This is a genomic window from Austwickia chelonae NBRC 105200 (assembly GCF_000298175.1).
In the GTDB taxonomy this organism is placed as follows: domain Bacteria; phylum Actinomycetota; class Actinomycetes; order Actinomycetales; family Dermatophilaceae; genus Austwickia; species Austwickia chelonae.
The window spans coordinates 488,685-510,324 of sequence record NZ_BAGZ01000005.1; the positions used below are offsets into that span (position 1 = coordinate 488,685).

The 21,640-nt window shown below is 66.0% G+C and carries 19 protein-coding genes; 1 reads left to right on the forward strand and 18 read right to left on the reverse strand.

What is annotated here, in order from left to right; all coding sequences use genetic code 11:
* Positions 1-27 precede the first annotated feature (27 nt).
* From xerD to AUCHE_RS05310, 3 genes are all read right to left on the reverse strand, one after another.
* A complete protein-coding gene (gene xerD / locus AUCHE_RS05300) occupies positions 28-963 on the reverse strand; it encodes a site-specific tyrosine recombinase XerD (protein WP_006502243.1) in 936 nt (311 codons plus the stop codon).
* Between the two features lie 391 nt (positions 964-1,354).
* Complete coding sequence (hisS, locus tag AUCHE_RS05305; protein ID WP_006502244.1) at positions 1,355-2,713, reverse strand: histidine--tRNA ligase; 1,359 nt, start codon at positions 2,711-2,713, stop codon at positions 1,355-1,357.
* A 49-nt stretch (positions 2,714-2,762) separates the two neighbouring features.
* A complete protein-coding gene (locus AUCHE_RS05310; RefSeq protein ID WP_006502245.1) occupies positions 2,763-3,461 on the reverse strand; it encodes an MBL fold metallo-hydrolase in 699 nt (232 codons plus the stop codon).
* 160 nt (positions 3,462-3,621) lie between these two features.
* Between AUCHE_RS05310 and AUCHE_RS05315 the strand changes: the two genes are divergently transcribed.
* The gene (locus tag AUCHE_RS05315; protein ID WP_006502246.1) at positions 3,622-5,055 is read left to right on the forward strand and encodes a DUF349 domain-containing protein; all 1,434 of its coding nucleotides are present in this window, start codon (positions 3,622-3,624) and stop codon (positions 5,053-5,055) included.
* Between the two features lie 97 nt (positions 5,056-5,152).
* Here AUCHE_RS05315 and AUCHE_RS05320 read toward each other — a convergent pair whose 3' ends face one another.
* The 15 genes from AUCHE_RS05320 to pgsA all read right to left on the reverse strand — a co-directional run bounded on the left by AUCHE_RS05320 (position 5,153) and on the right by pgsA (position 21,623).
* The gene (locus AUCHE_RS05320) at positions 5,153-7,576 is read right to left on the reverse strand and encodes a RelA/SpoT family protein (protein ID WP_081578133.1); all 2,424 of its coding nucleotides are present in this window, start codon (positions 7,574-7,576) and stop codon (positions 5,153-5,155) included.
* Between the two features lie 19 nt (positions 7,577-7,595).
* Positions 7,596-8,132, reverse strand: coding sequence for an adenine phosphoribosyltransferase (locus AUCHE_RS05325; RefSeq protein WP_006502248.1), 537 nt, complete (start codon positions 8,130-8,132; stop codon positions 7,596-7,598).
* Positions 8,129-9,331 (reverse strand): protein translocase subunit SecF, encoded by a 1,203-nt coding sequence (gene secF / locus AUCHE_RS05330; protein ID WP_006502249.1) that lies wholly within the window; start codon positions 9,329-9,331, stop codon positions 8,129-8,131. The genes AUCHE_RS05325 and secF overlap by 4 nt, the downstream gene beginning before the upstream one ends.
* Positions 9,328-11,301: a protein translocase subunit SecD gene (secD, locus tag AUCHE_RS05335; protein WP_006502250.1), complete on the reverse strand. Its 1,974-nt coding sequence runs from the start codon at positions 11,299-11,301 to the stop codon at positions 9,328-9,330. The genes secF and secD overlap by 4 nt, the downstream gene beginning before the upstream one ends.
* Positions 11,302-11,482: 181 nt before the next feature.
* Positions 11,483-12,646, reverse strand: coding sequence for a Holliday junction branch migration DNA helicase RuvB (gene ruvB, locus AUCHE_RS05340; RefSeq protein WP_006502251.1), 1,164 nt, complete (start codon positions 12,644-12,646; stop codon positions 11,483-11,485).
* Positions 12,643-13,242 (reverse strand): Holliday junction branch migration protein RuvA, encoded by a 600-nt coding sequence (gene ruvA / locus AUCHE_RS05345; protein ID WP_006502252.1) that lies wholly within the window; start codon positions 13,240-13,242, stop codon positions 12,643-12,645. Before ruvA ends, ruvB begins: the two co-directional genes overlap by 4 nt.
* Positions 13,242-13,805 carry a crossover junction endodeoxyribonuclease RuvC gene (gene ruvC, locus AUCHE_RS05350; RefSeq protein ID WP_006502253.1) on the reverse strand — a complete coding sequence of 188 codons (564 nt, stop codon included), beginning with the start codon at positions 13,803-13,805 and terminating at the stop codon, positions 13,242-13,244. The genes ruvA and ruvC overlap by 1 nt, the downstream gene beginning before the upstream one ends.
* 149 nt (positions 13,806-13,954) lie before the next feature.
* A complete protein-coding gene (locus tag AUCHE_RS05355) occupies positions 13,955-14,722 on the reverse strand; it encodes a YebC/PmpR family DNA-binding transcriptional regulator (RefSeq protein ID WP_006502254.1) in 768 nt (255 codons plus the stop codon).
* Positions 14,723-14,879: 157 nt separating this feature from the next.
* Positions 14,880-15,488 carry a pyridoxal 5'-phosphate synthase glutaminase subunit PdxT gene (gene pdxT, locus AUCHE_RS05360; protein ID WP_006502255.1) on the reverse strand — a complete coding sequence of 203 codons (609 nt, stop codon included), beginning with the start codon at positions 15,486-15,488 and terminating at the stop codon, positions 14,880-14,882.
* Between the two features lie 132 nt (positions 15,489-15,620).
* On the reverse strand, positions 15,621-17,132 hold the full coding sequence (locus AUCHE_RS05365) for an amino acid permease (protein WP_006502256.1): 1,512 nt from the start codon (positions 17,130-17,132) through the stop codon (positions 15,621-15,623).
* A 106-nt stretch (positions 17,133-17,238) separates the two neighbouring features.
* Positions 17,239-18,138 (reverse strand): pyridoxal 5'-phosphate synthase lyase subunit PdxS, encoded by a 900-nt coding sequence (gene pdxS, locus AUCHE_RS05370; protein ID WP_006502257.1) that lies wholly within the window; start codon positions 18,136-18,138, stop codon positions 17,239-17,241.
* A gap of 179 nt (positions 18,139-18,317) precedes the next feature.
* Complete coding sequence (locus AUCHE_RS05375) at positions 18,318-18,878, reverse strand: hypothetical protein (RefSeq protein WP_006502258.1); 561 nt, start codon at positions 18,876-18,878, stop codon at positions 18,318-18,320.
* An 11-nt stretch (positions 18,879-18,889) separates the two neighbouring features.
* Positions 18,890-20,053, reverse strand: a complete 1,164-nt coding sequence (locus AUCHE_RS05380; RefSeq protein ID WP_006502259.1) for a glycosyltransferase family 4 protein — start codon at positions 20,051-20,053, stop codon at positions 18,890-18,892.
* Positions 20,053-21,006: a phosphatidylinositol mannoside acyltransferase gene (locus tag AUCHE_RS17440; protein ID WP_006502260.1), complete on the reverse strand. Its 954-nt coding sequence runs from the start codon at positions 21,004-21,006 to the stop codon at positions 20,053-20,055. The genes AUCHE_RS05380 and AUCHE_RS17440 overlap by 1 nt, the downstream gene beginning before the upstream one ends.
* Positions 21,003-21,623 (reverse strand): phosphatidylinositol phosphate synthase, encoded by a 621-nt coding sequence (gene pgsA, locus AUCHE_RS17445; RefSeq protein ID WP_006502261.1) that lies wholly within the window; start codon positions 21,621-21,623, stop codon positions 21,003-21,005. Before pgsA ends, AUCHE_RS17440 begins: the two co-directional genes overlap by 4 nt.
* Positions 21,624-21,640 lie beyond the last annotated feature (17 nt).

Consider the following 21,640-nt stretch of genomic DNA (forward strand, 5'->3'; position numbering starts at 1 on the left):
AATCGTCTGACGACTCTATCAACGCCATCACCTAGCACGTGGATGCGTCTGCGCATAAACCTCACGCAGATGTTGCACCGTGACCAAGGTATAGATCTGGGTAGTGGCTACCGAGGCATGTCCGAGTAGCTCCTGGACCACTCGCACATCAGCTCCTCCTTCGAGCATATGGGTCGCAAATGAATGCCGGAGAGTGTGTGGGCTGACCGCATTCTTCAGTCCTGCGCGTTCCGCGGCCCCCTGGAGGAGGGCCCACGCACTCTGCCGGGAGAGTCGCCCTCCTCGCTGGTTGAGGAAGACGGCCGGACCAGGGAGCCTGCCCTTCACGAGCTGGGGCCTGCCCCGGACGAGATAGGCCCCGACTGCTTCGCGCGCGTACTGACCGACGGGCAGAACCCGCTCTTTCCCACCTTTGCCACGCAGGCGGACCGTACCGGCGTCGATGTCGATGTCGTCGATGTCGAGCCCGATGGCTTCGCTGATGCGGGCACCGGATCCGTAGAGCAGTTCCAAAAGTGCCCGATCCCTTAGGGCGACCGGCGTGTCGCCGAGACTGGCCGCGGCGAGGAGTCGTTCGATGTCCGTCGTGGACATCGACTTGGGGAGTCGTTGAGCGGGCCGCGGGGGCGCGACGTCGGCCCCCGGATTGGTCGGGGTGACCCCTTCCAGGTAAAGGAAGCGGTGCAGTCCTCGGACAGCGACCAGGGAGCGGGCTGCGGAGGAAGCGGAGAGAGGGACCCGGCCTGGCCCTCCTTCGCGGAGATCGACCAGGAAGTCGGTGACATCGCGCCGGGTGACCTGGTCGATCCGGGTGATCTCCCTACGGGTCAGGAACTCCTGATATCGGCGGAGGTCGCGACCGTAGGAGAGCATGGTGTTCCGCGCGACGCCCTTTTCCACGCGCAGGTGGTCGAGCCAAGTACGCATGCTTGCCTCGAGGGCCGTGGCTCGGTCTGTGGTCACGGTCGAGTCCCCCTTGTGTTGTTCAGCCCCCCGGCTACTGAGTCGATCGTCCTACTCACGCCTGAATATGTCATGTCAGTTCCCGGAGAGTGACACCGCCTTGTCCAGATCCGTCCCTTTCAGGACGAGTCGCCCCGCAGCAACTGCTCACAGACGAAGATGAGGAGAGCCTCAGTAAATTCGAAAACGCTGTATTAACAGGGGATTCCGTGACTTTCTGCGGCATGGGAAGGGCGCAGGGCTCGTCGCCGCCAGTCTGAGCCACAGGATATGTGATCTCCATCACAAGAGTGGTCGAGGCATGCCCCACCTCATCTTCCACGGGTGCACTGAGACTCCCCACCCATCACGGAAGCCCAGCACACCCGCGGAAGCGGCGCACAGGAACGCCTCAGAGCACCGAGACCACCTGGGGGAAAAGATCCTCCACCGGCGGCTCCCAGATCTCCGGGTCGGCCTCGACCTGTTCCCCGCTACGGATGTCCTTGACCGAAGCGGGATGGAGGCCGCCGTCGGCATCCGTCCACTCCGGGAACCAGACGAACGGGATCCCCCGGCGGTCGGCGAACTTGATCTGCTTACCGAACTTCGCCGCGCTCGGAGCGACCTCGCACGCGATCCCCCGAGCCCGCAAGGACGACGCGATCCGCATGGCATCGGCACGCCCGTCCTCGGCCGCCAAGGAAATCAGCACCACCGACGGAGTCCGCCGAGTAGCCACCAAGGTCGGCATCAATTTCGCCACCAACCGGGAAACCCCGATCGAGATCCCGACCCCCGGATACGTCGTCCGACCGTCGGCCGCCAAGGCGTCGTAACGACCCCCGGAACATACCGACCCATAGGCCTCCTGCCCGATCAACTGGGTCTCGTAGACCGTCCCGGTGTAATAGTCCAGACCACGGGCAACCTTCAGATCGGCCACCAACAACCCCGGCGCGTGCTCGGCCGCGGCATCCATCACCGCGCTCAACTGGGAGAGCCCCTCCTCCAGCACCGGATGGACGACCCCCAGAGCACGGACCCGGTCCACGAACGAGGAATCCGAGGAAGAGATCGCCGCCAACGCCAGGCAGTGTGCCGCCTGCTCGGGAGTCCGCCCGGCTTCCACCAACATGGTGGAACACACCTCCGGACCCACCTTGTCCAACTTGTCGACGATCCGCAGCACCGTCACGATCTCGCCCTGGGGAATCCCCAGACCCAGGTAGAACCCCTCCGGGACACGCCGGTTGTTCACCTGGATACGGAAAGGCCCGATCGGCAACTTGGAGAAGGCGTCCGCGATGACCAACGGGAGCTCCACCTCGTAGTGGAACGGCAGTTCACCAGCATCGACGATGTCGATATCGGCCTGGGTGAACTCCCGAAAACGCCCATCCTGAGGACGCTCCCCCCGCCACACCTTCTGGATCTGATAACGGCGGAACGGGAAGACCAACCTTCCGGAGTTCTCCAGCACGTACCGGGCGAAGGGCACCGTCAGGTCGAAGTGCAGACCCAAAGAGTCCTCCCTCGACTGGTCGGCCTCCTTCGCCGCCAACCGGTTCACCCCGTAGATCTCCTTGTCGGCGTCACCACCTTTTCCCAACAGGCGGGACACCGGCTCCACCGCGCGCGTCTCGATCCCCACGAATCCATGACTCTCGAAGGTGGCCCGGATGACGTCGAGGAAGTGCTGCTCCACGATCCGCTGTTCCGGCAACCACTCAGGGAAACCCGACAACGGCGTGATCTTCTGTGAGTTCATATGTATTGGGGATCCTCAAATCATGGTGGCCTTCCACGGCCACCGCATCTCACAAGGACTGCAGGAAGGGATTGCCCGACCGCTCGTGACCGATCGTGGTGGCAGGCCCGTGCCCGGGCAGGACCAGGGTGTCGTCCGGTTGCGCAAGGACGACCTCCCGCAGAGTCCGACGCATCACCTCGTCCGACCCGCCAGGCAGATCGGTTCGCCCGACGCTCCCGGCGAAGAGCACGTCCCCGGAGAACAAGGTGCGACTCAGACCGGAGTCCTCGCCCACCCCCTCGGGGACACCGTCGATCCCGAACAGGACCGATCCCTCCGTATGGCCCGGCGCATGCACCACCCGCACCGTCAACCCGGCCAGTGAGAGCTCCGCGCCGTCGACGAATTCGACGAGCTCATCCGGGTCGTGCCAGGTCGCCACGCTGCTGAACTGGGGCCCCAACATCGCCGTCAGCTGCGGATCCAGCTGGGACAAAGCGTCCTTCAGGCGATATCGATCTGCCGCGTGGACATGCGCCGCCACGGCGTGGGCATCGCACACCGGGGGCACCGAATAGATGTGGTCGATATGCCCATGGGTCAACAGGACCGCTGCCGGCTTCAGGGAATGCTCGCTCAGCACCGCCTCCAGGCGGTCGACGACCCCGATACCAGGGTCGATGACGAGACACTCCTCGCGCGCAGCCTGAGCCACGACAAAACAGTTCGTCCCGAAAGCCGCAGCAGGAAAACCGATGACCAGCACCCACCCAGCCTACCGGCGCAGAGCGACGCGAGGTCACCGACTGATGGACTCGGCACTCCCCCCGGCCTCCACATGCGGCTATCGTGTCAGACACGTTACTTTTTCGAACCGACGGACGCCTGCCTGCGCCTGTCGGTGTCCACTCAGGAAGGCCCCTGCCGTGTCCGAGCCGACCGCGCCGAACGCCTCACCCGACTCCACCCCCACGGTGGAGCCCGCGGCCACTGGCGAAACTTCGCCCGCAGCCGAAATCCCCAACCCTTCGCCCGCAGCCCTGGCGAAGACTCCCCCTCCGAGCCCCGCACAGGTGGCCGGACGTCTGCACCCCGCCACCCCGGGGGTACGCGCCTCCCAGTTCGGCCGCGTGGCCGACGATGGCACCGTCTACGTCATCACCCCCGACGGGGAGAAAGACGTGGGCTCCTACCCCGGGGCCACCCCCGAAGAGGCGCTGGCCTACTTCACCCGGAAGTACGACGAGGTCAACGCCCAGGCAGACCTGCTCCTCCAACGGGTCACCCAGACCGAGCTGTCCACCAAGGAAGCCAGCGACGGCCTGACCAAACTGCGCGAGACCGTGCAAGACCTGCGCGCCGTCGGCGACCTCGTCGCCCTCGCCGCCAAGATCGAACATGTCGCCACCGCGGTCGAAGCCCGCAGGCAGGTGGAAGCCGCTGAACGGGCCCAGGCCCGCGAAGCCGCCACCGCCCGGCGAATCGAGATCGTCGAAGCAGCCGAGAAGATCGCGGCCCAACCCGAAGAACGTATCCAGTGGAAAGCCAGCAGCGCACAGATGCGCCAGCTGCTCGACGACTGGAAGACCGCCCAACGGGAAGGACCCAAACTCGACCGGGAGACCGAACAGGCGCTGTGGCACCGGCTCTCCGGAGCCCGCAACAGCTTCGACAAGGTCCGCCGCGTCCACTTCGCCCAGCTCGGCAACGCCCAGGCCGCAGCCAAAGCAGCCAAGGAAGAGCTCGTCGCCGAGGCGGAGAAACTCGCAGAGAGCACCGACTGGGGCTCTACCGCGGGAGCCTTCAAACGCCTGATGGACCGTTGGCGCCAAGCCGGACGCGCCTCTCGTACCGACGACGACGCGCTCTGGGCACGTTTCAAAGCCGCCCAGGACAGCTTCTTCGCCGCCAAGGACCAGGTCGTGGCCGCCGAGAACGAAGAGTTCACGGCCAATCTCAAGGTCAAGGAAGAGCTGCTCAAGCAAGCCCAGGCGCTGCTACCGGTCAAGGACCTCGACTCGACGAAAGCTTCCTTGCGTCAGCTGCAGGAGAAGTGGGACGCGGCCGGGAAGGTACCCCGGGCCGACCTCGATCGCATCGAGAAAGGCATGCGCCGCGTCGAGGCGGCAGTCCGCGAAGCCGAGGACCGCAAATGGCAGCGCACCAACCCTGAAGTCGCCGCGCGCGCCCAGAGCCTGGTCACCCAGCTCGAAGCAGCCTGCGACGGGTTGCGCGCCGACCTGGCCAAGGCCGAAGCCAGCGGTGACTCCCGCAAGATCGGCAAGGCGAAGGAAGCCCTCGAAGCACGCGAGGCATGGCTCGAACAAGCCCGTAGCGGCCTGGCCGAATTCGGTGGCTGACGAGGCACCCGACGTCACGTCGTGACCACGAGGGCGGGGCCGGTGGGAGAAGAAATCCCCACCGGCCCCGCCCTCGTTCCGGAAACGACGGATCAGATCATCCTCGGCGTTCCGGCCGACCGCCCTTGATCCGGAAGACATCGAAGACCCCATCGATCCGACGCACCGCCCGGATCACATGGTCGAGATGGCTCGGATCTCCCATCTCAAAGGTCAGCCGCAGGCTCGCCACCCGGTCACGCGCCGTCTGGGCCGTCGCCGACAGGATGTTGACATGGTGGTCGGCCAGAACCCGGGTCACATCGGCCAACAGCCCGCTCCGGTCCAAGGTCTCCACCTGGATGGCCACCAGGAACATGCTCCCCGAGGAAGGCGCCCACTCGACGTCGATCAACCGATCCGGCTGATCGTTCAACGTGGAAGCATTCGTGCAGTCCTTCCGGTGCACCGACACCCCGTGACCTCGTGTGACGAAACCGATGATCTGGTCGCCCGGGACCGGCATGCAACATTTGGCCAATTTGACCCACACGTCCGAGGCCCCGACCACCACGACCCCGGGGTCGGTAGGTTTACGACTCCGGCCTCGCCCGGGCACCGTGGCCTCAGCCACGTCCTCCGTAGCGCCTTCTGCGCCCCCATGAGCCGAGACGACCTTCTCCACGATGCTGTGCGCCGAGACATGCCCCTCGCCCACCGCTGCATACAAGCTGTCGATGTCCACATAACGCAGCTGCTGCACCACTGCGGACATGGTCTCCCCGCCCATGAGCCGCTGCATCGGCAGATTCTGCTTGCGCATCGCCTTGGCGATGGCGTCCCGACCCGATTCGATGGCCTCTTCCCGGCGTTCCTTGCTGAACCACTGCCGGATCTTGTTCCGCGCCCGAGGGCTCTTCACGAAGGTCAACCAGTCACGAGAAGGACCGGCCCCGTCGGCCTTGCTCGTGAGGACCTCGATGATGTCGCCATTGTCGAGAGTGCTCTCCAAGGGCACCAGGCGACCGTTCACCCGGGCACCGATGCAATGATGACCGACCTCGGTGTGCACCGAATAGGCGAAGTCCACCGGGGTCGCCCCAGCGGGCAGGGCCACCACTCCACCCTTGGGTGTGAAGACGTACACCTCGCGGGTGTTGATCTCGAACCGCAGCGATTCCAGGAATTCCCCCGGGTCGGCCGTCTCACGCTGCCAGTCCAGCAGCTGGCGCAGCCACGCCATGTCCGTCGTGTCGTCCTGGGGCGCTTCGGCAGCCTTCGCCCCGGTCTCCTTGTACTTCCAGTGCGCGGCGATACCGTACTCGGCGCGGCGGTGCATGGTGTGCGTACGGATCTGGATCTCGACCGGTTTCCCCTCCGGCCCCAGCACCGTCGTATGCAACGACTGGTACATGTTGAACTTCGGCATCGCGATGTAATCCTTGAAACGCCCCGGCATGGGCTTCCACCGGGCGTGCATCGCTCCGAGCGCCGCGTAACAGTCCCGCACCGAGTCCACCAGCACCCGCACGGCGACCAGATCGTAGATGTCCTCGAAGTCTCGCCCCCGCACGATCATCTTCTGGTACACGGAGTAGTAGTGCTTCGGGCGCCCGGAGACCACCGCAGTGATCCGGGACGTCTTCAGGTCCTCGGCCACCTGCTGTTTGACCTGGGTCAGATATTCGTCACGTGCCGGCGCACGCTCAGCGACCATCCGCACGATCTCCTCGTAGACCCGCGGATAGAGCGTCGCGAACGACAGGTCCTCGAGCTCCCACTTGATCGTATTCATCCCCAGCCGGTGAGCCAGCGGGGCGTAGATCTCCAGGGTCTCCTTGGCCTTCTTCTCCGCCGATCGCGGAGGAACGTACTTCCAGGTGCGCGCATTGTGCAACCGGTCGGACAACTTGATCATGAGGACCCGGATGTCCCGGGCCATCGCCACGACCATCTTCCGTACGGTCTCGGCCTGCGCCGCCTCGCCGTACCGGACCTTGTCGAGCTTGGTGACCCCGTCCACCAGCATGGCGATCTCGTCGCCGAAATCTCGGCGGAGCTCCTCCAACGAGTAGGAGGTGTCCTCGACGGTGTCGTGCAGAAGAGCCGCGGCCAAGGTCGGAGGAGTCATCCCCAACTCGGCAAGGATCAAGGTCACCGCGAGCGGATGAGTGATGTACGGGTCCCCGCTCTTACGGACCTGCCCTTCATGGGCACGCTCGGCGACCTCGTAGGCACGCTCGATGACAGCCGTATCGGCTTTCGGGTGGGTCTGTTTCACCACCCGGAGAATCGGCTCCAAAGCGGGATGGGTGTGATGGCGAGGACCACCGAACCGGGCGAGACGGGCCCGGACCCGCGAGGAAGAAGAAGGGGCCACCTGCACCGGAGGGGGAAGGACACCTACCGGGCCGGGAGCCTCCGGCTGGGAAGCAGCTGGCGCCGCGGCACCGGGCTTCGGTGGCTGTTCGCGAGCGGGTTCGACCGTCGCGTCAGCCACCGAAGCGCCTGTACGTGCCTGAGAGCCGTCGGCTGCATCCATGCACAGATGATAGTCGCCCTCAGAGGGAGACGATCGTGTGGACCTCGTAGTTCTCCAAGCTCCGCCGACCCCCGAGTGCCGAGATCTCCATCAGCACATCGACGGCAACCACTTCGCCACCCACCTGTTCCACCAGGGAACAGGCCGCGGCAGCCGTGCCACCGGTGGCCAGGACGTCGTCGACGATCACCACCCGATGCGCGCCGACGAGGGCGTCGACGTGCATCTCAGCAGTCGCCCGGCCGTACTCCAGGTCGTATTCAGCACTCACCCGCGCGGCCGGGAGCTTGCCCTGCTTACGGACCGGGACGAAACCCACACCCAAGGTGTAAGCCACCGCCGACCCGATGATGAAACCACGGGATTCCAGGCCGATGACCGCATCCACCCGACCGCGATAACGCTCAGCCACATCGTCGACGACCGTGCGCAGAGCAGCTCCGTCACGCAACAGAGGCGTGAAATCCCGGAAGAGCACACCCGGTTGCGGGAAATCGGGGATCTCCCGCAACCGAGCGAGCACGGTCTCCTCGACCGAGAGCGCAGCCGTGGTCATCGCTTCGACCTCGGCAGCCGCCGCGGCTGATTGCGAGGCCCGTTCTGCAAGGACGGATGGATGATCCGTCCGGTAGCCGTCCGCTCTCCGTCGGACTCCTCGTCAGCAGCCGCGAAACTCGAGGTCCGGACCTCTTGGGTACGCAGTCCGGCACGTTCTGCCTGCGCGAGTTCGCCGTCCTCGTGGAGGTCGGAGACGCCGGCCTTGCGCGCGCGTGCAGCTTCTTTCTCCTGGTGCCGTTCCGCCTGACGTGCCAATTTCTGCATCTCAGGTTCGCCGTCCCGCAAGTGCGCGTAGAGCGGGGTGGCGATGAAGATCGAGGAGTAAGCGCCCACGGCGATACCCACGAAGAGTGCCAACGACAGGTCCGTCAACGTGCCCGGGCCGATCACGGCCAGCCCCATCAGGAGGATGGCCGCCACCGGGAGCAGTGCCACCACCGTCGTGTTGATCGAACGCACCAAGGTCTGGTTGATGGCCAGGTTCGCGGCCTCGGCGAAGCTCTTCCGACCGTTGCTGATCGCTTCGTCGGTGTTCTCACGCACCTTGTCGAAGACGACCACGGTGTCGTAGAGCGAATACCCGAGGATCGTCAGGAAGCCGATCATGGAAGCCGGAGTGACCTCGAAACCGGCCAGGGCGTAGATACCGACGGTGATGAAGATGTCGTGGAAGAGCGCGACCAGTGCCGCGACGGACATCTTCCAGGTCCGGAAGTAGATCGCGAGGACCACGGAGACCAACAGCAGGAACCAGGCCAGGGCTTGGAGAGCCTGCTTGCTGACCGAGGCGCCCCAGGACGGGCCGATCACGCTGGTCGTCACATTCTCCGAGGGAACCCCGAATTCTTTCGCCAAGGCATCCGAGACGGTCTTCGCCTTGTCGGAGTCGAAACGTTCGGTCTCGACGCGGACGTCGGAACCACCGACCTTGGTGACCTTGGCGCCTTCGACCTGAGCCGACGACGAGATCACCGAACGGGCCCGCTGCTCGAAACCGTCGAAATTGTTGACCTTGGTGACCCGGAAGTCGGAGCCGCCGGTGAACTCGATGCCCAGGTTGAGTTGACGGACACCCAGACCCAGCATCGCGATCACGAAGAGGACGACGGAGACCATGTACCAGGTCCGGCGGCGACCGATGAAATCGATCGAACGCTTCCCGGTATAGAGGTCGTTACCGAAAGTTGCGATGTTCACGCCGTCACCTCTTCGGTTCCAGTAGTCCGCCGACCGCTGTTCGGCGTGGTACGCACCCGTCCACGACCACGGTAGCGAGGAACCGCGCCCAGCCGCTCAGGTGACAGGCCCGACCACGGGTGTCCTCCGCCGAAGAAGCGGGTCGTCGACAACCAGGCGAGCAGCGGGTGGGTGAACAGGAAGGTCACCAGGACGTCCAGGATCGTCGTCCACATCAACATGAATGCGAAGCCTCGGACATTGCTGGCTGCGAGCAGGTAGAGCACTGCCGCCGCCAGGAAGTTCACGCCGTCCGAAACCAGGATGGTCCGCTTGGCACGGGCCCATCCGGTCTGGACCGCCGCCTGCAACGCGCGGCCCTCACGGATCTCGTCACGGACACGTTCGAAGTAGACGATGAAGCTGTCCGCCGTCGTGCCGATGGCCACGATGGCGCCGGTGACACCGGCCATGGTCAGACGCAGGTTCTGGCTCCACCCGAACAAGGTGATGGTCAGATAGGTCAGGATCGCGACGACGATGATCGAGGCCACGGTGACCAGGCCCAACGCCCGGTACTGGAACAGGGAGTAGATGACCACGAGGAGCAGGCCGACGCCGCCGGCGATCAACCCCTTGCTGAGCTGGTCGCCACCGATCGTCGGGCTGATGTCCTGAAGTTCCTGCGCCTGGAAAGAGATCGGGAGTGCACCGAACTTCAGCTGGTCCGCCAACAATTTGGCCGACTCCGAGGTGAAATTACCGGAGATCTGGGCTTCGCCGTTGTTGATCGCGTTCTGGAAGTAAGGCGCGGAGATGACCTTGTTGTCCAGGACGACGGCCAGCTGGTTGCGGGGCTGCTGCAGCGGGACCATCGCCTGGCTGACAGCGGCGTACACATCGGTCGCATATCCGCTCTGCATACGCAGGGTGACCATCCACTGGCCGGTCGTCGCGCCCTGCTGAGTGGTCTGCATGCCGCTGGCCGCGTCGGCCAGGCTGTCGCCGGTCAGCACGGACGGGCCGAGCACGTACTTCTCGGTGATCTGTCCGCCGGCACGCTCGTTCGGGCTGCCGCAGACCACGAGAGGTTTGGTCAGGTCCTCCTTGGTCGGATCGTGATCCTTCTGCGGGCACTGCAAGGCCATGGCCTGCTGTTGGAGCTCCTGAGTGAGCCACCCGACGTGGGTCGCGTATTCGGTCAACCGCTTCGGGTCGTCCTTCACGGCCTCGGACCACTTCGGGGGAGTTCCGGTGCCGGGAGCCGCAGGCGGTGCGCTGGTGAAGGGATTCCCACCGGTCTTCGGAGCCGAAGGAGGCGGTGTCGCGGCCGGGGTCTTGGGCGGGGTCGTGGCGCTGCCGGAAGGCGGCGGGGTGGTGCTGGCCTTGGCCACCGGTGCCTCGTGCTGTGCCTGATCGGGGCGCTGCAGCACCTGGGGCACACCGCCGCGTGCAGCACTCGTGGTGGCCTTCCCTGCCGGTGATGCGCCGGGGGCCGCGGAGGTCGAGGGCTTCGGTGCCCCACTAGAGGCCGCAGGAGCACTGCCCGACGGTGCAGGCGCGCTGCTCGAAGGCCCTCCGGGCAGGGTCGGCGGGGCGCCCGGCAGGCTCGTCGGGTTACCACCCGGCTCCTGACCTTGGTTCCCGATAGGGAGCACACCCAGCACCGGACGGAAACGCATCTGGCTGGACTGCTCCAGGGCCCGTTGCTGTTCCTGGGAGATCTTGCCCGGGACGGTCACCACGATATTGGTACCCAGCGTGCTGACCTCGGCTTCGGCCACACCTTGGCCGTCGACACGCTTACGGATGATGTCCACGGCGCGCGAGAGCTGCTCGGTGTTCACGTCCTCGCCCTGACGAACCTGTGGTTTCAGGATCATCTGGGTTCCGCCCTCGAGGTCGAGGCCTAGCTTGGGGGTGAGCTGCGCACCTCCCCATATGTGTGCCGCGCCGAGGAAACCGGCCAGCCCGACCGTGATCAACAGCATCGCCAGAAGCGTGCGTATCGGCGTGCGCCGATGTGGATTCTTCGCCATCAGTGTGAGTCCTCGATTACGCCAGGGCCCGCGCTTGGTGACGGGCATCATGCTCGTCAAGCCTCCGCCGGCACCCGAGCGAGTCTAGGTGAGTTCTTGTCAAGTAAGCCAACACGCCGCGCCACCTATCCGGTCACGAAACCTCCTGTCCACTGCCGAGACGTCCCCCGGTCTCCCCTGGCTTCTCGGGCATCGGCTGCCCTGTGCCCTCCCCCGGTCGTCGCCCCGAGGTCTCGGGCGGTGCGCTGAGCCCCAGATGAGCCCAGGCGAGTTCCGACGCGGCCCGACCTCGTGGGGTCCGGATCATGAACCCCTCGCGGACCAGGTAGGGCTCCGCGACCGTCTCCACCGTGTCCGGTTCCTCTCCGACCGCGACCGCGAGCGTGGTCAATCCCACCGGTCCCCCGCCGAAACGAAGACACAGCGCGGACAGGACTGCCCGGTCCAGGCGATCGAGCCCCCGGGGGTCCACGTCGAACAGCGACAGGGCCGATGTGGCGGCCTCGTGGTCCACCACGTGGCCTCCGTGGACCTGGGCCCAGTCCCGCACCCTGCGGAGCAGACGGTTCGCGATCCGGGGTGTGCCCCTCGAACGCCGGGCGATCTCGGCCACCCCGGCGTCGTCCGAATCGACGCCGAGCAGCCGCGCCGATCTGCGGACGATCTTGAGCAGGTCCGCTTCCTCGTAGTAGTCGAGATGAGCGGTGAAACCGAAACGGTCACGCAGGGGTGCGGGGAGCAGCCCCGCCCTGGTCGTCGCGCCCACCACGGTGAAAGTCGGCAGCTCCAAGGGGATGGCTGTGGCTCCGGCGCCCTTCCCGACCACGATGTCGACCCGGAAGTCCTCCATCGCCATGTAGAGCATCTCTTCGGCGGGCCTGGACATCCGGTGGATCTCGTCCAGGAAGAGCACCTCGCCCTCTTCCAGACCGGAGAGGATGGCCGCGAGATCCCCGGCATGCTGGATCGCTGGCCCGCTGGTCACTCTGAGTTGTGCGCCCATTTCGGCCGCGATGATCATGGCCAGGGTGGTCTTGCCCAGTCCCGGCGGGCCGGAGAGCAGGACATGGTCCGGGGGGCTCCCCCGCCTGCGAGCGGCCTCCAGAACCAGGCCCAACTGATCGCACACCCTGGTCTGGCCCGGGAAATCGGCCAGTCTCCGGGGACGTAGCGCCGCCTCGACCACTTCTTCGTCCTCTTCCGGACGAAGTGCAGGGTCGATGACCCGTCCGGCGGTGTCAGGCGAACCATCGACGCCCAGGACCTCGCGGAGGCGACTGTCGTCGGGGCCGGTCACCGGCCCAGCTCCCGCAATGCGGCCCGCAGGACCTCAGGAACCCGAGGCGGCCCGGTCAGATCGGCAGCCACCTTCTCCAGCACGGCATCAGCCTGTTTGGTCGACCAGCCCAGCCCGGTCAGTGCATCTCTGACCTGTTCCCGCCAGGAGTCGTCCTGAACGGGGCGAGCCGGTTCTTCCTCGGCGCCGGGCGGAAGGGGCGCAATCTTGTCCCGGAGCTCCAGCAGGAGGCGTTCGGCTCCTTTGCGTCCGATGCCAGGCACCTTCGTCAGCGCGGCAATGTCCCCGCCGGAGATCGCTCGGCGCAGATCGTCCGGGGAATGTACCGCCAACATGGCCAGAGCGAGCCGCGGGCCGACCCCGGACACTGTCTGCACCAGGTCGAAGAGACTTTTCTCCCCGACGCTCCCGAAGCCGTAGAGGGTCATCGAGTCCTCGCGCACGATCATCGATGTGTGCAGGAGGACTTCCTCGTCCTGCCGGAGCTGCATCGCGGTGCGCGGAGTGAGCTGCGCCAGCATCCCGAACCCGCCGACCTGGACCACCACGTGGTCGAGCCCCACCTGGGACACCGTTCCTCGCACCGATGCGATCATCAAGTCACCTTTCTTGTCCGACGCGTATGCGAAGGCGCCCGATTGGTCGTGGTGCGCTGTCTCGCCACGGCCTCGACGATGCGGTCGTGCGCTCCACCTCGCCAGATATGACAGACCGCCAGGGCCAGGGCATCGGCAGCATCCGCAGGACGCGGTGCTTCCTTCAGCCGGAGGATACGGGTGATCATCGATGTCACCTGGGCCTTGTCCGCCCGCCCGTTGCCGGTAACCGCGGCTTTGACCTCGCTCGGGGTGTGCAGGGCCAACGGTATCCGCAGGCGCGCAGCGGCCAGCATGGGGATCGCGCTGGCCTGGGCGGTGCCCATGATCGTCGATACGTCGTTCCGGGCGAAGACCCGTTCGACGGCGATGGCGTCAGGGCGGTGCACAGCGATCCAACGGTCGATCTCGATCTGCACCGCGAGCAGTCGCTGCGGGACCGCATCAGTGCTGGGTGTCCGGACCACCCCGACGTCGATCATCCGCAAGGGCTGGCCTACGCCGCCCTCGACGACGCCCAGCCCACAACGAGTCAGACCGGGATCGACGCCGAGCACCCGCATGGATCACCCTTTCCTCCGGTCGCTGACGCCGTAGTCACGAGGTACAGATCGTACATCCGTCCTGATCGGAGCCTACCCAGGACACCGACTCCCCAGAACCGGGCGCGCCGCACCGAAATCCTTCGGCGCGGCGCGTCCAGCCGGGTCGATCATTCTTCGTCGAGTTGTGCGGCGACCTCGTCGGACACGTCGCCGTTCACCCAGACGTTCTGTACGTCGTCGCTGTCTTCCAGAGCATCGACCAGGCGCATCATCCGGCGTGCTCCGTCGACGTCCAGCGGGACCTCGACACTGGGCACGAACTCGGCCTCGGCGGAGTCGTAGTCGATACCGGCCTGCTGCAGGGCAGTGCGCACCCCGACGAAGTCGGTGGCCTCGGAGAGGATCCGGAAGCTGTCGCCGTAGTCTTCGACCTCTTCCGCACCGGCGTCGAGCACGACCTCGAGCAAGGCGTCCTCGGTGGTCTCCCCGTCCTTCTGTGCCTTGGGCACCATGACGACACCCTTGCGGGTGAACAGGTAGGACACCGACCCGGGGTCGGCCAGCGAGCCTCCGTTACGGGTCAACGCGACGCGCACCTCGGAGGCCGCTCGGTTGCGGTTGTCGGTAAGGCACTCGATGAGGACGGCCACTCCGCCGGGCGCATAGCCTTCGTAGGTGATGTTCTGGTAGTCGGCGCCACCGGCCTCGGCACCCGATCCGCGTTTGACCGCCCGGTCGATGTTGTCATTCGGGACGGAAGCCTTCTTGGCCTTCTGGACGGCGTCGTACAGGGTGGGGTTACCGGCTGGGTCCCCTCCGCCGGTGCGGGCGGCCACCTCGATGTTCTTGATCAGCTTCGCGAAGAGCTTGCCCCGCTTGGCGTCGATCGCGGCCTTCTTGTGCTTGGTCGTCGCCCACTTGGAGTGACCACTCATCGCTGCTGCTCTTTCTCATCGCTGGCGCCGGCTGGACGTCACGCTGACCTGCAGGCTGACCCGTGCCTGTCAACGCCATGGCTCGCTGGTCCGCCGGCGGACCAGGTCCGGTCTCGGCCCGTCTGGGAAAAATACGTCCGACAAGGCCTGGACGATCTTACCGGTCACGCACCATCGCGACGAATGCGGCGTGGACACGGTCGTCCCCACCGATCTCCGGATGGAACGAGGTGGCCAGCAGATTCCCCTGCCGGACAGCCACAGCGCGCCGCTCGCCCGGCCCGGTATCGACCTCGGCCAGGATCTCGACCTGCGGTCCCACCGATTCCACCCAGGGCGCCCGGATGAACACCGCCGACAAGGGATCCTCGGGCCTGTCGATCCCGGCCACCGTCAGGTCGGCCTCGAAACTGTCCACCTGCCGACCGAACGCATTGCGTCGTACGACCACGTCCAGCCCGCCGAGGGTCTCCTGGTCCGGCCGACCGTCCAACACCTCCTCGGCCAACATGATCATGCCCGCACAGGACCCGTAGACCGGCGTCCCCCGGGAGATCACCTCCCTCAAGGACTCCTGCAGCCCGAAAGCTCGCACCAGTTTGTCCATCACCGTGGACTCTCCGCCCGGGATCACCAGACCGTCCAGAGCGCCCAACTCCGTGGGACGTCGTACCAGCACGGAGTGGCTTCCGCACCGGGCCAGAGCCGCGGCATGTTCCCGTACATCGCCCTGGACCGCCAGGACACCGATCGTAGGAAGGGTCACGACCGGTGAGACTACTGTGTCCGACCGAGCCGCGTCTTCAGGTTCCCGACGGACCGACGCCGGGAACGGCCCGGTCGTGACACGGCCGGGGCCCGGCCGTGTCACGACCGGGCCCCGTCCTCCACGCAGGGGTCAGCTGAAGCTGAGTTCCTCCTCCGACTTCCCGGCGAGTTTGCGTTCTTTGTTCCGCCGGACCATGGGCCAGGCTGCGAACATGACGATGATGAAGATCACCGCAGCGCTGAGCACCTTGTACTGGTAGAAGTCCTTGCCCGGGTCGACCAGCATGATGCCGATGATGCCGATGAGGGCGACGATGCCGATCCAGGAGGTGTACGGCGCCCCTGGCATCGGGAAGCTCGTCGCGGGGATCTCCCCCGCGTTGATCTTCTTCCGCAGCCTGATCTGGCAGGCGAAGATGGTGATCCACGTCCAGACCACGCCGACCGCCGCCGTCTCCAGGGCGATCTCGAAGGCCTCGGACGGCCGCAGGTAGTTCAGGACGACACCCAGCAGGTACACCGAAGCGGTGAACAGGATCCCACCGGAGGGTACCCCTCGTTTGCTCATGTAGCTGGTGAACTTCGGAGCCTCACCGGCCGCGGACAACGAACGGAGGATCCGCCCCGTGGAGTACAGCCCGGAGTTGCAGGAGGACAGCGCGGCGGTGATGACGATGACGTTCATCAGGTCACCCATCCAGGAGTACCCCATGGATCCGAAGGCGGTCACGAAGGGGCTCTCCCCGGCTTTGTACGAGGTGTACGGCAGCAGGCAGGCCAGCAGGAAAATAGAACCCACGTAGAAGAGCGCGATCCGGTAGATGACCGCCTTGACCGCTTTGGGGATGACCTTCTCCGCGTCCTGGGTCTCCCCGGCCGCGGTGCCGATCAACTCGATGGTGGCGTACGCGAAGATGACGCCCTGCATGACCAGGACGAAGGCGGTCGTCTTCCCGTCGGGGAAGAAACCGTCCGGGCTGCTGAGATTGTGCAGCCCTGCCGTGTGTCCTCCGACCTGGGCCTGGGTGATCACCAGGAAGGCCCCGACGATGAGGAAGGTCACCAGGGCGGCGACCTTCAGCAGCGCGGCCCAGAACTCCAGTTCGGCGAAGGCCTTCGCGCTCAACAGGTTGATGGTGAGCACGATGATGAGGGACAGCAACGCGACGATCCACTGCGGCATGGTGGTCCACTTGGCGAAGTAGGTCGCCACTGCGGTGATCTCGGCGATGCCGGAGGTCATCCAGTTCAGCATGTACATCCACCCGGCCGCATAGGCCCAGCGGTCGCCGAAGAACTCACGGCTGTAGGAGACGAAGGAGCCGCTGGAGCGCCGGTACATGACCAGTTCACCCAGCGCACGCATCAGCAGGAAGGCGACGATTCCGCAGAGCGTGTAGGAGAGGATCAACGAGGGGCCGGCTTTCGCCAGCCGACCTCCCGCCCCGAGGAAGAGCCCTACCCCGATCGCGCCGCCGATGGCGATCATCTGTATCTGACGGCTGGTCAGCGTCTTGTGGTAACCGACGTCGCCTGCGTCGTGGACGGGTGCCGCAGCCCCCGCAGTCGTGGCACCCTCAGGGGTGGTCGACTCCGAACGACCGGGGTCTTTCACCCCGGACGGTTTCTCTTGACTGCTCATCGTGAGGAGCTTCCCTCCTGCTCGTGAGCGGGCTTGCCTGCCCTCGGGGACATCGCCCCGAGGGCATCGACGACACCACGATGGGTCGTCCGCCCGGCTCGGACGTTCACCATCCCCGTTCCGCAAGACGATGCGGGACGGGGATGTCGTCGACGTTGATGCCGACCATGGCCTCGCCGAGACCACGCGAGACCTCCGCGATCGTCGACGGGTCGTCGTAGAAGGTCGTCGCCTTGACGATGGCGGCGGCCCGTTGCGCCGGGTTGCCCGACTTGAAGATGCCCGAGCCCACGAAGACCCCCTCCGCGCCCAGCTGCATCATCATCGCGGCGTCGGCGGGGGTGGCGATGCCTCCTGCGGTGAAGAGGACCACCGGGAGCTTGCCGGTCTGGGCGACCTCCTTGACCAGTTCGTACGGCGCCTGGAGTTCCTTCGCCGCGACGTACAGTTCGTCCTCGGCCATGTTCTGCAACCGGCGGATCTCCTTGCGCATCGCACGCATGTGCGTCGTCGCATTGGAGACGTCACCAGTGCCGGCCTCACCCTTGGAACGGATCATCGCCGCGCCCTCGGTGATCCGGCGCAGGGCCTCGCCGAGGTTGGTGGCGCCGCAGACGAAAGGCACGGTGAACGACCACTTGTCGATGTGGTTCTCGTAGTCGGCAGGGGTCAGCACCTCGGATTCGTCGATGTAGTCGACACCGAGGCTCTGCAGCACCTGGGCCTCCACGAAGTGGCCGATGCGCGCTTTGGCCATCACCGGGATGGAGACGGCTTCGATGATGCCGACGATCATGTCCGGGTCGGACATCCGGGAGACCCCGCCCTGGGCACGGATGTCGGCCGGCACCCGCTCGAGTGCCATCACGGCGACCGCTCCGGCGTCCTCGGCGATCTTGGCCTGCTCCGGGGTGACCACGTCCATGATCACGCCACCCTTGAGCATTTCGGCCATACCGCGCTTCACCCGCGAGGTACCGGTGGTGGAAATAGTTGCGTCGCTCACGTCGAGTCGCCTTTCTCAGCTGTGCGGGAGCCTCACCCGTCGTCCCGTGGATGGGCATGTCTCGTCGGTATCGTGCGCGAGCATAACGGGTGTTCAAGTAGGTGTGGCAGTTGCTTAGCCTAGTCCGGCCGGGGGCCTACGTCCGGATCCACGCGGAACAGCTAGCAGGAGAGGGAAACTCACCTTCCACCGGCCGGATCGTCATCGAATTCCACCGTGCGAGGGAGCACAGCCCGCCCCGGCAACCGGAACAGACGCACCAAGACCCGCCGACGCAACCGCTGCACATCCACCACCGCGTCATTGTGGAAACGACGAGCCATCATCACCCGCTGCCCCGACGACTCCAGCCGACCCCACGCGGCCAGAGCCACATCCGCATGCAGGCCCGCCGCAAGCTCCACCGGCGCGACAACATCCCCCCGGTCGGCCACCACCAACCTGATCACCCTCGTCAGGTCGCTCTCCACCCCCTCGCGCTCTTCCTGACCCGACTCGGCACCCTCCAGGGAATCCGTGGCCGCCCCCGCCAGGATCAGGGCCTCGGCCGGATCGAGCGCACCGGAGTTCGCCACCTCCAAGGCCGCCTCCGCCCGCCGCACCAACTGGGCGTCCAAGGCGGCATAGGTGCCCTCGACCCGGATGTGAAGACGATCCAAGCGAGCCGCGACGAAGGTCAGATACCAACCGAAAGCACAGACCGCCAACACGACCAGAGTGAGGATCTCGACGACGCTCACCCATGCCCCCTCTAGTCCGTCCAGCGCAGGAAATGACGACGAGGCCCCCGCCCCGCCACCGCCGAGGTGCCGTCGATGACCGTCTCGTACACCGCCACGACCTTCTCCGCCACCATCGACCAGTCATAGCGTCGCGCATGACAGCGGCCAGCCCCCGACAACGACGCGCGGGCAGACCCGTCCCCCACCAACTCGATCAAAGCCTGCGCCAGAGCACCGCTGTCCCCCGTCGGAAAGATCCGACCGGCCTGACCCGCATCCAACACCCGGACGAAAGCCCCCAGATCGCTGGCGACCACCGGAGCCCCCGCCGCCATCGCCTCCACCAACACGATCCCGAAACTCTCCCCGCCGGTGTGCGGAGCCACATAGACGTCCACCGAGGCCAACAAAGCAGCCTTCTCCTCGTCCGAGATCCCCCCGAGGAAATGCACCGCATGTCCAGTCCCCTCCGGCAGACGACGACGAGCCGCCGCCACATCCCCGTAACCGGCGACCAGGACCCGAGCCTGCGGCCAAGCCGCCAACAGTGCAGGAAGAGCTGCCGCCAACACCGGGAAACCCTTCCTCGGCTCATCCAGACGCCCCAAGAAGGCCAGCGTCGGACTCGACCCGGTGCCCTGCCAACGTGGATCAGGCGCAGCCCCGCCGAACCGATCCACGAAAACCCCGTTCGGAATCACCACGGCGTCACCGCCGAGATGGGTGATCACCGTCTCCCGAGCCGCCTCGGACACCGCGATCCGACCGTGGATCTTCTCGAAACTACCCCGGACCATCGGATACGCCGCCTGCATCGCCCGACTCCGCACGAAACTCGTATGGAAGGTCGCCACCGTCGGGCCCTCCACCGCCCACAAGGCCAACAACGACAGACTCGGCGCGATCGGCTCGTGGATGTGCACCACGTCGAAATGCCCTTGCTCCAACCAGCGGACCACCCGTGCCACCGTCATCGGCCCGAAAGCCAGACGAGCCACCGACCCGTTGTACGAGATGGGCACCGCCCGGCCCGTACCCTCCACGTACCAGGGAAGCACCGTGTCCTCGTCGGCCGGAGCCAAGACCCGCACATCATGCCCGTCGGCGAGCAGATGCTCGGCCAGGTCCCGGATATGGAACTGCACCCCGCCCGGAACATCGAAACTGTACGGACAGACGATCCCGACCCGCATCAAGGCCTCCCCTCGCCCCGGCGCAATCCCTCCGGACCGAACCCGTCCCCCACGAAGACCTGTTGCATCATGTGCCAGTCCTGGGTGTACCGCCGGACCTGGACCGACATCACCTCCGCGCACCGCTGGGTCAGCCGGGCAACCCGCTCCTCCGACGACCCACCCCCGTCATCGACCACCCGGTCATGGAAGGTGATGACCGTCCGCCATCCGCCCGGGGCCACTCGCCGGGGAACCGACTCATGACGCATCGATATCGGATACAGCGAACAACCGGTCGACACCGCCAAAGCGGCGGGACCAGCCGCCATCCTGGCCCGTCGACCGCAGAAGACGACCTCCACCCCGTGCGAAGTCAGATCCCGATCGGCCAACAGAGGCACGAGACGGCCACCCCCCTCGACCGCACGAACCAGCTCAGGAAACGACGGGGCGCCCCCGGTCAACGGCAGGATCGACATCCCCAGACCCGTCCGGAAGGACACGAACTCCTCGAAGAGCGCCTCCGGACGCAGCCGCTCGGCGACCGTCACCACCGGAGCCAAGGAAGAAGAGGACCACGCACCCGCCAGATCCCAGTTCCCCATGTGCGCGAGAAAAGCCGCCACAGAACGTCCCTGAGCCAGCTCGGTACGCAAAGCCTCCGCGCCGACCGGACGCACCGACGCCGCCAGCTCGACAACGGACAACTCCGGCAACCGGAAAGCCTCGCACCAATACCGCAGATAGGAGCGCATCCCCGCCTGCACCAGAGCTTCGAGCCCGCCCGCAGACAGCTCGGGACGGACCCGGACGTAATTGGCACGCAACCGGCGCACATCGACGGTGTCCCGACGGTATACGGCGTCTGCGACCCGGTCGAAGAATGCGTAGGCGGATCGGACAGGAAGCCGACGCACCCCCGACCAACCGGCACGGAAGAGCGTCGGAGCGGCCTGGTCCGCCCAACTCACGACGAACCGGCGAGGATATGGCGTCGTACAGCCATCATCCGCTGGAGCACCGTGATGGCGCTCGCCACCGACAACAGACCCAAGGTCACCGTCAGGACCATGTCCGGCCAGGAGAAGAGCCCGGTCAGACCGGTGGCCAGGAGTGCCACCACGAGACGGTCCGCCCGCTCGGCGATCCCGACGTTCGCGGCCTCCACCCCCAGGCTCTCCGCCCGGGCACGGGCATAACTGGTCACGAAACCGAACACCAGGCAGGCGAGCGCGAACCAGGCGGTGAGCTGCCCGCCGGGCCGGCTCGCGAAACACAGCAGCAACCCGCCGAAGACGGCGCCGTCGCCGATGCGGTCCAGCGTCGAGTCCAGGAAGGCACCCCAGGTGCTCGTACGCCCGGAGATGCGGGCCATCGTGCCGTCCAAGGTGTCGGAGAAGACGAAGGCCACGATGACGAGGGTTCCCACCAGGAATTCGTGACGGGGATAGAAGCCCAGCGCGCCGACGCACACCCCGATGGTGCCGATGACGGTGACCATGTCCGGGGACAACCCCAGCCGTAGCGCTACCCGCGCCACAGGGGTGAGCAGACGGGTGATGAAGGCACGTGCGAATCGGTTCAACATGGTGCCCCCAGAGTACT